The sequence below is a fragment of the Methanosarcina acetivorans C2A genome, from assembly GCF_000007345.1.
GTDB classification, from domain to species: domain Archaea; phylum Halobacteriota; class Methanosarcinia; order Methanosarcinales; family Methanosarcinaceae; genus Methanosarcina; species Methanosarcina acetivorans.
In genome coordinates this window covers 4,964,686-4,980,054 of sequence record NC_003552.1, presented here as the reverse complement: position 1 = coordinate 4,980,054, position 15,369 = coordinate 4,964,686, and the positions used below count along the sequence as shown (strand labels likewise).

The window sequence follows — 15,369 nt, the reverse complement described above, 5'->3', positions numbered from 1 at the left end:
AAACATTACCCTAAATCGTAAGCAAAATACTTTTCGGATAGGCTCTAAGACGAGTTCGAGTTTTTCAGGAGAGCTCTTTTCGCTCTCCTGAACACCGTGTAATTACTATTAAGAATAAAGCTCTTTAATTCAAAGATTTCAAAGGTCTCCTCACATTTATGGTTTTAGAGTAAAGATCAACACGAGTGAGTTGACAATATGTATTTAATGTGTTCAAAATGCAGTTGTGCAACGGATTTATAATTATTTCTTAAAAAAGAAATCGAGCGTTTTCTGGAAACGGAAATCTGAAAGCATCTTTGCCTGCTGAATCCATTCTATTTTTGGAGTTTTCACCCTGCCTGCAAGGTCTGAAACTGCTGCTTCCAGGGATTCGAAGGTTCTGGGAGGATTTTGAAGTGCATTTCTCATGCCCTCCCTGACCACCCAGACTCCGAGAGGAGCCCAGTAATCGGGAGTAATTTCCCTCAGCACAAAGACCGAGGCCTGCCTTTTGATTTCTGTCAGGTACTCAAGTACGGGAAGCCTTGCTGCATAATAGCCCCCTGCCAGAGGGGAGTACCCTTTCTTTCCGTCAAGCCCTTCGCTGTCCTCTCCTATCCAGCTTGATTCCCCGGACCAGACAGTTTTTGGAAGCCAGATTTCGATGAGTTCAAAGGAATAAGCCCTTGGAAGGATGAGGACTTCAAAATGGTTTCCGAAATGTGTCCCGCTGAAAAGCTTGATATCAGAAACCCAGGGGAAATCTCTTATGCGGTCTGCAAGTTCCTTTCCGGCCATATCGTCCACAGCTGTGATAGACCAGCGGGTAGGCACTATTTTACGCTCTTTCCCGAGCAGGCCTATGGAGAAAAGGCGGGTGATATGTTCCGTGGAAACGTCGCTTTTTAAAAGTTCGGTAACAGCATCCTTTGCAAGAGCATCGGTATCATATACCAGATAATCCACCTTTTTCGGGACATCCGGGTTTTCGGCCAGCTCAAAGTTTTTCACAAGCCCGGAAGGGCCCATAGGCGTCAGGACTGCATCGAACTTGAGTTCCTGTTTGGGAGCTTTAAAAAACCAGGCTTCAGTATCCACTGGCTTTTTAGAAAGCGCCAGTTCCTGGGCTTTTACAAGAAGGGGATTTTCTTTTCCCCGTGCATCTTTTACATGAAGGTTCGTGTTTGCCCTGACCATACGGGAACGCATGGAAATGACGTCTTCTATCTTCATGTTTCCCCAGGCTGAAGGGTCTTCCAAAAGCAAAGCTTCGTTTTCCCTTGCTAAAGGAGGGATAAGGGGGCCTGCCGAAACCCTAGGGTAACCGTAGCTTCCTACAAAAAGAGCTGGGGGGGAAGCCCCAAATACGGAATCTCCTGAGATTGCAGGAGATATTGATTGCAGGGACCTGAACTTCTCAAGAATCGGGCAGCGGGGGCGCCCGCAAAGTCCTTTTCCCTTGCATTTTATACATAGTGAGTCTTTCACTTTTCGTTCATATCCTTACAGATGATGCAGGCTTTAGCTTCAGGCTCATTTTTGTATAGCCAGCCGGACTTCTGGACAAAACAGCAAATACTGCACATCCCCTTTACTTTTTCCTGAGAGGATAAACCGCCGTTTAAGAGTACGGCTGCAAATTTTCGGATTTCATTCTGTGTCTCCTCTGAGAAATCAACTTCAGCTCCGCGTTTTTCACTCACATACTGGGATACTGCAGCTCTTGAAAGCTCAAGGATATCCGCCACATCCTGCTGGGTGCATCCATGCTCAAAAATCATCACCCTTGAAAGCTCAGCTCTGATTGCAGGCAAGACTTTCTGTACCATTATTTCACATGTTGTTTTCATTGGAGACCAACACTTGCAAGGATAAATATATATAACGCACTTTTTGTACGATTTCCGAGCAGGACCTCATGTTCCGGCCATATATCTGGAAGAAAATGCATGCTATCGAAAAACTGTCAAAAAGATACGTACAACTCCGAATCTTAATTTATAGGCTGATAATCCTGTTCTCAGGCTATTTTTTCCGTTGGGGGACGGATTCAGAGTTTAATTTTTAATTTGTTCAGCAGAGAAACCCTTTTCCATGAGGACTTCTTTCATGCGGGCCAGGTGGTTGCCCTGAAGTTCGACAGTGTTTCCTTTTACTGTACCGCCGCATGCAAATTTTGATTTAAGATATGTGGAAAGTTCATGAAGGTCGATTTCACTTGCATCGAAACCTTCTACAACAGTGACTTCTTTTCCATATCTCCTTCTGTTTACTTTCACAGTAATTCTCTGTTGCTCTTTTGCAACCTCTTCGCAAATGCAAAGTTCTTTTGGAAGCCCGCATACCGGGCACATTCCGCTGCTCATTTGTTAGTATGTCCTCCAAATTTGTAATCATTGTATATGTAATTTACATCCGAAAATAACTAACTAGATATAAAGTACTTATCAATGATGGTATTAAAGCCTAATGGTATTTTTAAGGCACTTTATACTGAATTTCAGTTATATACTGAAATTCTCAGCAATCTAAAAGGCCAACCAGGACTTTGTATTTTTTTTCTTTTTTCTTTTTAGTAAATGACTTTAAAGAGGGGGATCTCTCAGTTTTGAACCAATAGGATTAACAGGCTTGAATAAAAAATGGAGCTTGTATTCGAAAAAATCTGAATATCCGGGTACATGCAGCTTCAAGAAGCAAAAGTGCCGGAAAACCAGATTCGTACCCTGAAGAATAAACCCCGAAAATTATGTTTTTACCGGAAAAAGCATTTTTCGGCCAGTAAAAAGCTAAATATAGCTTGAACCCCATCTTTTTATATAACCTATATGGTTACATATTTATGTACTTAATATATATATAAATATATCTGTATAATATCCGGAGATCAAATATATAGGGAGGTACCATATGAACGAGTTAGTTGGTTTTGTGAACGGAAACAGCGTAAGGCAAAAAGTGCTCTCTCTGCTTTCCTCAAAAGGGGAAATGGAAGGAAAGCGTATCTCTAAAACTCTTCGGGTAGTATATCCTACCATAGCAAAGACTCTCGAGGAACTGGAAGAAAAAGAGCTAATTACAAAAAAAGAAGATGTTTACTTTCTGACCGAAACCGGAATTAAGGTAGAAAAAATGGTTCAGCAAATCTAATTTATAAGTCAAATTTATATATTCAACTTCTACTTTTTCAGCTTCAAATTTCATTTTTTAGTAGCCGGTTACTTTTCAGATTTTCTGCACTCTTTTTCCTTATATCCGTTTTTGCAGAATACGTATTCTGTTTTGTCCTGAAATAATTTCGCTTTGAAACTTTTTTCCTCTTGTCCATGTTTTCACCACCCAAACAATCTCACTCCTATTCTGAACTTTGCCTCAACTGGTAATCTATTCCAGAATGCTTCCTGTGGCGATTCTAACTGTTCAAGTTTCAAAGCTCCATGTGGCCTCTTGTTATACCACTGTACGAATTCTTCAAATGATTCAAACTCTCCTCTAAACCTTTGATATGTATCGAACCATTTCTCTATTTTTCCGTTTGTCTGAGGATGTCTTACCCTTGCAAGTATTGGTTTGATTCCAAGTTCTTCAATGCATCTTTTAAAGTCACTATCCCATGAACCATCCTTATTAATCCTGTGAGCCCCGAATTCACTTCCATGATCCATAATGAGCTCTCTTAAAGGGTATATGTCCCAGTACTCTTTGACAAGTTCATCAATCACTTTAATGGTGTTCTCCGTGTTGCAATGAACGTACTCTCCACCTGCAATTATCATTCTTGATGAATCATCAAGAATGGCACAGACTTGCAGTCCTAACAGGGGATTCTCATGCCAATCGATGTGTGCAGCAGACATGCTGTGTTCGCGTTCGTATCTACACCATTTTCTTCTCTGTTTCTTTTTTCGGTTTTCCTTGGCAAGGTCCATGCTAAGTAGGTAGTTATGGATTCTGTTATGAGATATCTTACGATTATATTTGCCTTCGATGAGAATCTCAAGGTAACAGGCTCCAAACTTATAATCAGAGTAAGTTTGGTCAATCAATTCCTGATCAGAGGAGGATAAGGGGTTCTTTGGTCTTCCAAGATTAATGCCAACTTGAGGAAGCTGACCAGTTTCAACGTATTCTTTGTAGATCTGCTGAACTCGACGGGCTGAGATCCCCTGGATCTCAGCTATCGTCGAGGTAGATTCACCTTTCGATTTTTGAGCAATGATCCAACGTATCTTTTTTCCATTAAGTTTCACAAAAGATAAGGGATTACAACCGACATATTTAGCGCGAAATAATTTCGGGATAAAACAGCAGAATACGTATTCTGAATATCTTAAATTCTTTCTTTCTCCTGATGACTTTTTCTCAAATCCCTTCTTTCTTCTGATATCTTTTTCATATTTTTTAATTCATTCTCTCTTTTTCAAATCTCTTCTCACTTCTTACCTTCTTTCCGGATTTTATTCCCGAAAATCCGGGAAATCTGCAGGCAAAGCGTTTGCAGATGCTTGTTCCGGAGAAATGTTTTTCTCTGGCTTAAAGAAATATTTATCTAATCCCTGTCCCTTTATGTGCGCATAATCTATTATCGTTATATTGAAAAATCGCTATATCAAAAACCCTGAAATTTCACGGAAGTTACAAAAGAAATTAGAGCTTCGGCATTCAAAATGAGGCTTAAGAATCAGAGGCAAGGCAATGTTACCTGAAGAAGATCTGAAGATTATTCGAAAAGAACTTGGGAGAGAGCCTACCCTGGTAGAGCAGGGCTGTTTTTTAAATCTGTGGAGCGAACACTGTTCATACCGCTCGAGCGCCCCTCTCCTTAAAACTTTCACAAGCACTGGCGAAAATGTACTGATCGGTCCCGGAGACGATGCTGCAATCATTAAATTCGAAGACGGATATGTGCTTGCCATAGGCATGGAAAGCCACAACCACCCTTCATATGTAGACCCCTACAACGGGGCAGCTACCGGAATTGGAGGAATCGTGAGGGACATCATATCTATGGGGGCCCGTCCGATCGCTCTTATGGACCCCCTCTATTTCGGGCCTCTGGACACCCCGAAAAACCTTTTCCTTTTCGAACAGATCATTAAAGGAATCGCAGGGTACGGGAATTGCATAGGAGTGCCAGTTGTAAACGGAGAGACTTTTTTTGATCGCCGTTACAGCGGAAACCCGCTGGTAAACGTTGTTGCAGTCGGGCTCTGTAAGGAAGAAAATGTTACCACCTCCCGCTCCCAGAAAGCCGAAAACAAGCTCATTCTTGCAGGTTCAAGCACCGGAAAAGACGGATTAGGAGGCGCTTCCTTTGCTTCCAGAGACCTGTCCGAATCCGCTGAAGCCGAAGACCGCCCGAGCGTTCAGGTCGGGGACCCCTACACTGAAAAGCTTGTCATGGAAATGACCCTCGAAGCCATAGAAAAAGGCTATGTGAAATCCTGCAAAGACCTTGGGGCTGCAGGGCTTGGGGGAGCAAGCTCGGAACTGGCTGCAAAAGGAGGCCTTGGAGCCCGCATTATTGCAGATGCGGTCCCTCAGCGCGAACCCAATATGAATGCCTACGAAATCCTGCTTGCCGAGTCTCAGGAACGCATGCTTTTTGAAGTAGCTCCTGAAGATGTCGATGCAGTCCTTGCCCTGGTCCAGAAATATGACCTGAACGGGGCTGTGGTCGGATACCTTACGAAAGAGCCCACCTATACCGTTGAGTTCGGAGGGGAAATCGTTGCCGATATTCCAATAGCTTTTCTGACGGGAGGCGCCCCTACCTGCGAAAAGCCCTCAGAAGCCCCCACTCTGAGGGAGGAAGGCAAAAAACCAGAAACTCCGGAAGACCTGAAAGTGGCTTTCCTGAAAGTCCTGTCTTCCTACAACATTGCCTCAAAGGAATGGATCTACAGGCAGTACGACCATGAGGTCCAGCTCAGAACCGTTGTCAAGCCCGGAGAAGATTCCGGAGTGCTAAGAATCACCGGTACAAAAGGAATTGCACTTACCTGCGGCTGCCAGCCCAGAGCCACCCTGCTTGACCCCTACAACGGAGGAAAGACTGCAATTATTGAAAACTCCATGAATCTTGCAGTAAAAGGGGCAGAACCTCTGGCAATCGTAAATTGCCTTAACTTCGGAAACCCGGAGCGCCCTGAAACATACTGGCAGTTCGAAAACGCCGTTCTCGGGCTTGGAGATGAAGCCAGAAAGCTTTCAATCCCGGTTGTCGGAGGAAATGTTTCTCTCTATAACGAGAGCGATGAGTTCAAGACTGCAATCCCTCCCACCCCATCGATAGGCATGATCGGGAAAGTGGATCTCGAAATTCCTCTCCCTTCAGGCTTCTTTGCAAAAGACGGAGATAGCATTATCCTTGTAGGGGAGACAACTCCTGAAATGGGAGGCTCCGAATACTATGCCTGCATGGATTCAGGAAACGCCGGAATGGTTCCCGCAGTTCCGGAGAATGCCCCTGAGCTTATAAAAGCCATAATCGAAGCTGTTAAAAGCGGAAAGCTGAGCTCTGCACATGACCTCTCCCTCGGAGGAATCGGGGCAGGGCTTGCAAGGATGTGCAGGAGCATGGGTGCAAAAGTAGACCTCAGTGAACTTGCAGGAGAAACCCAGGCAGACGAATTACTGTTTTCAGAAGCTCCCGCAAGGGCCCTGCTTGCAATCTCCGAGCCTGAAGCCGTACGGGAAATCCTTAAAGACGTGCCCCATGCAGTAATCGGTAAAGTGGGCGGTGAGACCCTTGAAATCAAAGGAAAGAATTTCGAGCTTTCCGTTTCCTTAAAAGAAATCGCAGAAGCTTACGGCAGCCTCACTCGATTCATGATGGGATGATCGCTTCATCCCTTTTCTTTCCCTAGTTTCATCTCCCGAGTTCCGTCTCCCGAGTTCCGTCTCGGGAGGACGGTGTCCTTTTCACTCGCTGCGCTCGTTCAAGAGGACTACTTGATGGTTTTTGCCTGAAATGAGTGGTTTTTCCGGGCTTAAGGAAAATATTCTCTCAGCCTTGGGGCATATTCAGTATATTATCTCCTTATCTCTCTTGATTGCGGTCCTGGCTTGTAAGTTGTTTTTTATCTGGTTGGTAGGCAGGGTCCAATCCGTTGCGGAGCAGGCAGAGAAAACTGAGATATTCCTTTTCCGGGATCCGGAGCAGGATCCCTAATTAATCTGGAACAGATTTCTTTGAGCATTGTCAATAATTCGTTATTAGGCAAAAGGCTGGATGAAACAATAGTTTTTAGTAGGTTTCCGCACAACAGTACTTTGTTATGAAAGCCGTGTGCATGTGTTTGGGAGTGCATTTGCCTTACAGTCCGAAGTGGTACTGGCCCGTAGAGGGTTTTTCCGGAGTGCCTGAAATGGACCGGTATTTTGATCGGAACCACATCTTTTCAAGGCTCTTGAAAACAGGCCGGGAACTTCTGCGCCTTAATGATTTTTTTCTGGAATCCATTGAAGGTGGGGGGAGCTATGCCTTTGACCTTTCAGGGCCTTTCCTTGAACAATGCAGGTGGGACCCTGAGCTTCTGGAATCCATGAGGGAGCTTGCAGAGAGTAAAAAGGTAGAGTTTACGGGAAGCTGTCGTTACCATTCCCTGAGTGCCCTTTACCCCGATCTCTCCTGGTTCAGGGAGGAAGTAATGGTTTACAGGGAGATGCTCAGGGAACTGCTGGGAGTAAACCCCGTGACTTTTGTGAACACTGAACTTCTGTATACCGAAAGAGTGGAAAGCATACTTGCTGATATGGGTTTCAGGTGCCTTATTGCCGAAGGGTCGAGAAACATTATGGATGGATGCGATCCTGTCCGAGTTTTTGAAAACGGACTCCCTATCCTTTTAAGGCACATAAACCTCAGTGAAGATCTTGAACTGCGTTTTTCGGAAAAAAGCTGGGAAGGTTATCCTCTGATCCCGGATAAGTTTGCAGACTGGATTGAAGGCATAGAAGGGGATGTCCTTACTCTTTATTTAAATTATACAAGCCTCTGCCTTCACCACAGGAACAAGAGCATGATCGCCGATTTCATAAGGGCTTTTCCGGAAACTCTTAAAAGCCGGGGTATTGAAATGATTACCCCTTCGGAAGCAGTAAACAGATTCAATCCTGTGAAACTTCCTACTCTCGGAAGCGAACAGACCATCCGTTATGGCATGCATAATGCTGTCGGAAACCATGCCCAGCAGCTTTATCTTAGGGAGCTGGTAAGGATTGGGGAAGAACTTGCTGAAATTAAAGAAAAACCGAACTACCAGAAATTGAAGCAGGTTTTTGGCCACCTCCAGCAGAGTGAAATCCTGTTTTCAATGGGTCCCGAAAACACTCGGGAAGGGTACGAAAGGGCTGTAAACTACTATTCCATTCTCTCGGATTTAAGAAGAGCTGTTCTGGAGGAAAGGGTATGACCTCTGTTTGCATGTATTTCCAGGTGCATCAACCTTTCAGGCTGCGCAGGTTCTGGCCTGATGACAGGTCTGGCTTTTTCCGCTATTTCGATGAAAGAAGCAACAAGGAGATCTTTGAAAGAGTATCCCGTAAATGCTACACCCCTGCAAACAGAGTTCTTCTGGACTCCATTGACGAGCATAAAGGAGAGTTCAGATTTTCCCTTTCGATTACCGGCACACTGCTTGAACAATGCGAACTCTGGGGAGAAGAGGTGCTGGAAAGTTTTCGCGAACTCGCAGAAACAGGGGCTGTGGAGTTTCTGGACGAGACCTTCTATCACTCTCTTTCAAGCCTTTTTGAAGACAAAACCGAGTTTATCGAAGAGGTGAAGGAACACAGAAAAATTGTTTCCGATCTCCTCGGAGTCAAACCTCAGGTCTTCAGGAACACTGAACTTCTTTATAATAACTCCATAGCAAAAATCGCTTCCGAGCTTGGGTACAGTGCGATCCTTACGGAAGGCGCAGACCACATGCTTGATGGCAGGTCTCCGAACGTGCCCTACAGGGCAAAAGGTTCGGGACTTCCCATTCTCTTCAGGAACTACAAACTGAGTGACGATATTGGTTATCGGTTCTCGGCAAGGTGGTGGGAAGGGTATCCCCTCACTGCGGAAAAATGGGCATTGTGGGCTTCAGGGGTTAAGGAGGATTGCATCAATATCTTTATGGACTACGAAACTTTCGGAGAACACCAGTGGGAAGAAACCGGAATTTTTGAATTCCTGAAAAAACTACCTGAAGAAGTCCTCAAAAACGGCATGGAATTCAGCACTCCTTCAGAGGTTGCCCGAAAATATTCCCCTGTAGCTGAGATCGATATCGGAGACTTTTCCACGATTTCCTGGGCTGATATGGAACGCGATACCAGCGCCTGGCTTGGAAACGATATGCAAAGGCGTTGTTTTGAGGAAATAAAGTTGCTTGAGCCTTTTGTGAAAAAAACAGGAGACCCCGAAATCCTGCGTATATGGAAGCATCTGTTGACTTCGGACCACTATTACTATATGTGCACCAAGTGGCTCGGGGACGGAGACGTGCATTCTTATTTCAGCGTCCACTCAACCCCCTTCGAGGCAGCAGTAAACTTTATGGCAGTACTCATGGACTTCAAGGCTCGTGTATTCAGGAGCTTAACGCAATGACTTAATGAAATGTATGCATATAATTCATGGGAGTTTGAGTCACATGGTTAGGGACTTATGCATGTTTGCAGGATTTAATGAAGATTCGCAGATTGTATGGTTCAAGATTACATATTCGAAAGAGCCCGGCTCTTTATCCGTAATAACTGATTTACTTGAAAAAGAGAATGCTTTCATTAAGTTCGGACATATTGATAATATTACGCAGACGACTGGAGAATACTCCATATTTACGGAGCTTAAGAAAGATGTGGATATGGCAAATCTTGCTCAAAAAATAGGAGAATTGGAAGTTGTAAATGCAGTGGAATTTGGGATTTCGGAGTTCGGGATGATATACTCTGTTGATTTTCCTCTGAATGTCATAGGAGTCAGGGGAGTTATGGCAAGGGCACTCGCAATTGTTGACATCATTAAAACTCTTAATCAGAGTGTGCCGCATGCAGAAGGGCTTCTTACCCTGTCCGGACTTCGGGGAGGGAGTCATGCCGCAAAATATTTCAAGAGTATAATGCCTATTAATGACAGCAACTTCGCAAGCATGATTGCAGAGCTATACAGAGCTGTTGGCTGGGGAATTCTGGAAATCGAATGCGACCCCAAAACCTATGAAGGAAGAATTATTGTTAAAGACTCGTTTATAGCCGATGTTTACGGAGCTTCGGACCAGCCTGTCTGTGCCTTTATGAGCGGCTACTTTGCGGGTTACCTTACCGAATATTTCGGGAAGAACATAAGTGTGAGGGAAGTCAGCTGTAAAGCCACAGGAAAGGAGGTCTGCGAGCATGTGATCTCCCTGGCTCCTTCCCGTGAAAACCAGGAATATCAGCTTAGAGGGGACACCCGGTGATCCGACAACCGAATGTCATTCTCGGAAATGACGAAATGCTTGTGACAATGGGGCGAAAGGGAGAGATTTTAGGCTTATTTTATCCCCGCAGAGACCATGCCCAGCACGTAGAGGAGTCCCTTGCCTGTATCCATACAGGGGATAGGCTTCTCTGGACAAACGATAACGACTGGCACTCTATTCAGAACTATATCGAGGATACCAATATCGTATCCACCAAACTCTACCACGACTCCGGGATAAGGATCTCGATTCTTGACCTTGTGCACCCCGAAGTGCCTGTCCTTATCCGCAGGTTTAAAGTGCAGTCTCAGCAAAAAATGTCCGGCAAATTTTTTTACTATTCGAATTTTAACGTAGGGGAGACTTCCAAGAAAAACTCCGCATTTTGCGATGCCGAAGCTCGCCTGCTTGCACAGTACTGGCAAAATTACTATATAGGAATCTATGCCCTGCCGGAGTTTACGGAATGGCAGATCGGAAAGGCAATGGACACTATCTGGTGGACAAACTCCAAATACGATATGGAGGATGGAAAGCTCCAGCGGAATAAAGAAGATATCGGAAATATCAACAACGCTGCCGGCTGGGACCTCGATCTGGAAGCTGACGGGGCAAATGAGTTTGTTATCTTTATGGGGGCTGCATCTTCCCGGAGCCTCCTGTATAAGAGGATGCATGAGTTGTCTAAATTGCCTCTGGAGCATATCTTTGAAAAGACACGGGAACACTGGGTAATGTGGCTGTCAAAAAAACATGTGCTTAAGATGCCTGGGCTTGAAGGGCATAATAACCTGCGCCAGGAACTCTTCAATGCCTATAACAGGTCTCTTCTCATGCTTTATCTTCTGAACGACCGCGAATACGGATCTTTTGTGGCTGCTCCTGAGTTTGACTCCAATTTTGAGAAATGCGGGGGATACGGGTTTTGCTGGAACAGGGACACCTCGGAGCTGGTGCTCGCCCTCAAGCATTCCGGATATCCCGATTATTGTGACCGATTTTTCAAGTGGTGCATCCGGACTCAGCTCCCTAACGGTTCCTGGTTCCAGCGCTACTGGCTCAATGGAGACATAGCTCCTTCCTGGGGTAATTTTGACTATTCAACTCAGATCGACGAGACCGGGGCCACGCTTCATGCCATGGACATATATTACAGGATCCTCGAAGGCCTCAAAAAAGTTGAATTTCTGGAAGAAGTCTGGGTCTCCGTGCTCAGGGCTGCCGAATACCTGATGAAGAGGACCAAGTCCGGGCTGCATGAAAGCTGTATGGATCTGTGGGAGACCTATTACGGAGTTTTCACCTATACCAATGCCTCGATCTACTCAGGGCTTATGGGAGCCTCTCACCTCGCAGAAGAAAACGGAGAGTTGGGCATGGCAAGGCGCTGGAAGAAGAGGGCTGAATTCATCAAACAGGCTACGATTGACCGTTTCTGGCTTCAGGAAGGCTACTTTGCAAAGGGAATCATCAACGAAAAGCTGGATAAAACAATTGATGCAAGCATCCTTGGAGCCTATATGCCCTTTGGGATGATCTCTCCGAAAGACCCTGTGGAAAGGGACATGATTCTTTTCCTGATAGAAAATATCCAGAAAAAGCTCTCAATTCCTATCAATGGAGGCTATGGAATCAAACGTTACGAAAATGACAGTTACATCGACGGAAATCCCTGGGTGGTAACAACTCTCTGGCTTTCGGAGGCTATGTTTGCCTTTATCCTTGACCTTCCCAATGGAAAAGAAGGACCATATGTCGAAGATTTGAAAAAGCTGACCATTGAGGGGGTCAAATGCCTGAGATGGGCTATGGCCGGGTCAACAAGCACGGGGCTTCTCCCCGAACAGGTGGATAAATCTTCAGGGAAACCAGCCTGGGCAATTCCCCTTGGCTGGAGTGGGTCTCTCATGCTTGACAATATCCTTCTCCTTGATAAAATTTGCAGAAGAAACACAGGAGATCATGAATAAAGCAGGCTAATGAGTGGTATAAGGCTGAAGGATGAAAGGTAATCCCTGGAAAAAAGGAAAGTGAAGGAACCTAATTCTTCAGGCAGGTGAGGATTTGCCCTTAGGGCTTTCCTCAAAGTAATATGAAAGGCTGCCTGTGACGAGCCGTCTTTTTTATCGAATTTCAGGCTATGGAATTTTTGAAGTGACCCTTTGAAGTGACCCGCATTCACTCTTCTCTGATTTCTTCGACCCCGCCCATGTAAGGCCTGAGAACTTCCGGAATCTCCACACTGCCGTCCTCACGCTGGTAGTTCTCAAGGATAGCAACGACGGTCCTGCCTACAGCCAGGCCTGAGCCGTTAAGCGTGTGGACAAACTGCGGACCTTCAGGGGTCCTGAAGCGGATATTTGCTCTCCTTGCCTGGAAGTTTTCGAAATTCGAGCACGAGGAGATCTCCCGGTACTTTTCCTGTGTGGGGACCCATACCTCAATGTCGTAGGTCTTGGCAGCCGAAAAGCCCAGGTCGCCAGTGCAAAGGGTTACTAAGCGATAGGGTAGCTTGAGAAGTTTTAGAATCTCTTCGGCATCGAGGGTGAGTTTTTCCAGTTCTTCATAGGAGGTTTCAGGTTTTACGAACTTGACAAGTTCAACCTTGTTGAACTGGTGCTGTCGAATGATGCCTCTTGTATCCTGCCCGTGTTTTCCTGCTTCCCGCCTGAAGCAGGCGGTATATGCTGTAAGGGATACCGGTAGGTTCTCCATATACTCGTCCATGAAGAGGTTGGTCACCGGGACTTCTGCAGTCGGGGCAAGATAATAGCCGTCAGCGCAGCACAAGTACATATCTTCCTTGAACTTTGGCAGCTGCCCTGTGCCGGTCATGGCTTTTTCATTGATTAGCACAGGCGGGAAAACTTCGAGATACCCCTGCCTGGTGTGTACATCAAGCATGAAGTTTATGAGGGCTCTTTCAAGCTTTGCACCAAGCCCTTTATAGACCGTAAAGCCCTGCCCTGCTATCTTTGCTCCTCGTTCAAAGTCGAGTATATCCAGCGCCTCTCCGATTTCCCAGTGAGGCTTTGGAGTAAAAGTAAATTTCTTCTTCTCTCCAACTACCCTTACAACAGGATTGTCATTTTCATCTTTGCCTACAGGCGTTGTCTCGGAGGGGATATTAGGGATGCTGAGCATTATCTCATTTATTTTTGACTTATAGTCACGTATTTTATCATCGATTTCTTTAATACGGTTGTTTATGTCCTGCATCTCATTTATCTTGGATAAGGTGTCCTTATTTTCCTTCTTAAGCTGCGCTATCTCGCGGGTGACCACGTTGCGTTTATGCTTGAGGCTGTCGCCTTCGGTGAGGCATTTCCTCCAGGCCACGTCATACTCAAGAAGGCTATCTATAAGCTCTGTGCCCATATTTCTGTTAACAAGGGCACGCCCAACTATGTCGGGGTTATTTCGTACAAATTTGAGTTCCAGCATGTTAAGCCCGAATTATCCTGCATGTTAGCTAATATATATTTTGCTATTTTTCAGGCAGAATGCCTGTCCTGAAAAACAGATAACTGTCCAAATAAAAAAATATTATCGAAAAAGGGAAAGAGAGAAAATCCGGGAATTAGCTCATACAGGCAAGAATCTTACCGTACGGGCTTTTCTCAAAGTAATCGACAAGTTGACTGGTTTCTTCCCCGGAATTCCCTGACTCCGAACCAAGAAGCAAACTTGAAAGGCTTACTCTGTTCATGTACACAACTTTTGGCTCTCCCTGAATACTTCCCAGTTCCGCAGCCTTATCAATTGCGTCATAGAGGTTTCCAAAGCCGTCCACAAGCCCGAGCTCCTTTGCTTTCGTTCCTGTATATATGCGCCCGTCAGCAAGCTCTTTTACTTCACTCCGGCTCATATTACGCCCTTCTGCAACCTGGCCTACAAAATCGTCATAACTTTCCATTACAACGCTATCCGCGTATTCTTTTTCTTCGTCCGTAAGTCCTCTCCAGGAACTTCCCATATCCTTGAATTCTCCGGATTTTGAAATGTAATACTCTACACCTTCCCTTTCGTAGTAAGAAGACATATTCTCAAAAGTCCAGATAACTCCTATCGATCCCGTGCTTGTGGAGGGGTTCGCGTATATGTAATCTGCAGGCGCAGAGATATAATATGCGGCACTTGCCGCAAGGTCTCCCATGGATACAACAACAGGGATGCCCTTTTCCTGGGCTTTCTCAATCTCTATTGAAATCTCCTGAGCGGCTGCAGGAGATCCCCCAGGGCTGTTAATCCTGAGTACGATTGCCTTGACATTTTCATCCGCTACAGCGGAGTGGATATTTTCAGAAATTTCTTCCGAGGTTGCATAACCGAGGCCTGAGGGGACGTTTCCGGTGAGCATGGAGCCCTGTACGTAAATCACCGCGATCTTCTCAGAAGTTCCGAAATCTCCTCCGAAACCAAGCCCGTAGAATATAGCAGCCATACTGACCGCAATAACAGCAATAAGGGCCAGTAAAACCAAAAAATAGGACCTGTTGCTGCGTTTGTTTTTCTGTATGGAAGGCGAAGGGCCTGAGCTCTTGCTAGATTTCTCGCTTTCAATCCTTTTCTTCTCCGGTTCCCGGGGAGGAATTCCCGAAGCATCCTTTTTTTCCTCTTCCTGCCTTTCAGGAGCAGAATCGGAATCTGGAGAGTCTTCTCCGACGGTAATCTCTGAAATGCCTTCCTCAGGGATAATAGCCTCTTTTTTCTCGTAAGCACTATTTCTCGAAAGGTCGTCTCCAGGTGCTTCTTCCGGATTCATGCTTTTTGAATCCGTACCTTCTGGGTTCACATTTTCATCATTCATATCTGACAGGACCGTATTTCTTGGATTTATTCTTTAGTTCCCGGTCTATGCTTTTTACTGCTGAAAACTCCAGTTAAAAGGCAGGCAAATTCTCTGGTCGGAAAACTGCCAGAAATCTAT

At 45.3% G+C, this 15,369-nt stretch carries 12 protein-coding genes; 6 read left to right on the top strand and 6 right to left on the bottom strand.

Annotated elements, in window-relative coordinates:
• Window positions 1-243: 243 nt before the first annotated feature.
• The 3 genes from MA_RS21190 to yciH form a co-directional block, all read right to left on the bottom strand.
• The gene (locus MA_RS21190; protein WP_011023953.1) at window positions 244-1,470 is read right to left on the bottom strand and encodes an Nre family DNA repair protein; all 1,227 of its coding nucleotides are present in this window, start codon (window positions 1,468-1,470) and stop codon (window positions 244-246) included.
• Entirely contained in the window at window positions 1,467-1,832 is a 366-nt protein-coding gene (locus MA_RS21185; RefSeq protein WP_011023952.1) for a transcriptional regulator, read from the bottom strand. Before MA_RS21185 ends, MA_RS21190 begins: the two co-directional genes overlap by 4 nt.
• Before the next feature lie 207 nt (window positions 1,833-2,039).
• Window positions 2,040-2,348: a stress response translation initiation inhibitor YciH gene (yciH, locus tag MA_RS21180; protein WP_011023951.1), complete on the bottom strand. Its 309-nt coding sequence runs from the start codon at window positions 2,346-2,348 to the stop codon at window positions 2,040-2,042.
• A 544-nt stretch (window positions 2,349-2,892) separates the two neighbouring features.
• Between yciH and MA_RS21175 the strand changes: the two genes are divergently transcribed.
• Window positions 2,893-3,132, top strand: coding sequence for a winged helix-turn-helix domain-containing protein (locus MA_RS21175; RefSeq protein ID WP_011023950.1), 240 nt, complete (start codon window positions 2,893-2,895; stop codon window positions 3,130-3,132).
• Between the two features lie 182 nt (window positions 3,133-3,314).
• Here the strand turns inward: MA_RS21175 and MA_RS21170 are convergent, their stop codons facing one another.
• On the bottom strand, window positions 3,315-4,232 hold the full coding sequence (locus tag MA_RS21170; protein WP_011020628.1) for an IS481-like element ISMac4 family transposase: 918 nt from the start codon (window positions 4,230-4,232) through the stop codon (window positions 3,315-3,317).
• Window positions 4,233-4,677: 445 nt separating this feature from the next.
• Here MA_RS21170 and purL point away from each other — a divergent pair, with 445 nt between their 5' ends.
• The 5 genes from purL to MA_RS21140 all read left to right on the top strand — a co-directional run bounded on the left by purL (window position 4,678) and on the right by MA_RS21140 (window position 12,409).
• Window positions 4,678-6,825, top strand: a complete 2,148-nt coding sequence (purL, locus tag MA_RS21165) for a phosphoribosylformylglycinamidine synthase subunit PurL (RefSeq protein WP_011023948.1) — start codon at window positions 4,678-4,680, stop codon at window positions 6,823-6,825.
• Between the two features lie 464 nt (window positions 6,826-7,289).
• The gene (locus MA_RS21155; protein ID WP_226990904.1) at window positions 7,290-8,399 is read left to right on the top strand and encodes a glycoside hydrolase family 57 protein; all 1,110 of its coding nucleotides are present in this window, start codon (window positions 7,290-7,292) and stop codon (window positions 8,397-8,399) included.
• On the top strand, window positions 8,396-9,586 hold the full coding sequence (locus MA_RS21150; protein ID WP_011023945.1) for a glycoside hydrolase family 57 protein: 1,191 nt from the start codon (window positions 8,396-8,398) through the stop codon (window positions 9,584-9,586). The genes MA_RS21155 and MA_RS21150 overlap by 4 nt, the downstream gene beginning before the upstream one ends.
• 43 nt (window positions 9,587-9,629) lie before the next feature.
• Complete coding sequence (locus MA_RS21145; protein WP_048065887.1) at window positions 9,630-10,436, top strand: V4R domain-containing protein; 807 nt, start codon at window positions 9,630-9,632, stop codon at window positions 10,434-10,436.
• Window positions 10,433-12,409 (top strand): glycoside hydrolase family 15 protein, encoded by a 1,977-nt coding sequence (locus MA_RS21140; protein WP_048065886.1) that lies wholly within the window; start codon window positions 10,433-10,435, stop codon window positions 12,407-12,409. The genes MA_RS21145 and MA_RS21140 overlap by 4 nt, the downstream gene beginning before the upstream one ends.
• Before the next feature lie 208 nt (window positions 12,410-12,617).
• On the opposite strand, the gene serS is transcribed toward MA_RS21140, so the two are convergent.
• Window positions 12,618-13,883 carry a serine--tRNA ligase gene (serS, locus tag MA_RS21130; protein WP_011023941.1) on the bottom strand — a complete coding sequence of 422 codons (1,266 nt, stop codon included), beginning with the start codon at window positions 13,881-13,883 and terminating at the stop codon, window positions 12,618-12,620.
• Between the two features lie 136 nt (window positions 13,884-14,019).
• On the bottom strand, window positions 14,020-15,249 hold the full coding sequence (gene sppA / locus MA_RS21125; RefSeq protein WP_048065885.1) for a signal peptide peptidase SppA: 1,230 nt from the start codon (window positions 15,247-15,249) through the stop codon (window positions 14,020-14,022).
• Window positions 15,250-15,369: the final 120 nt, after the last annotated feature.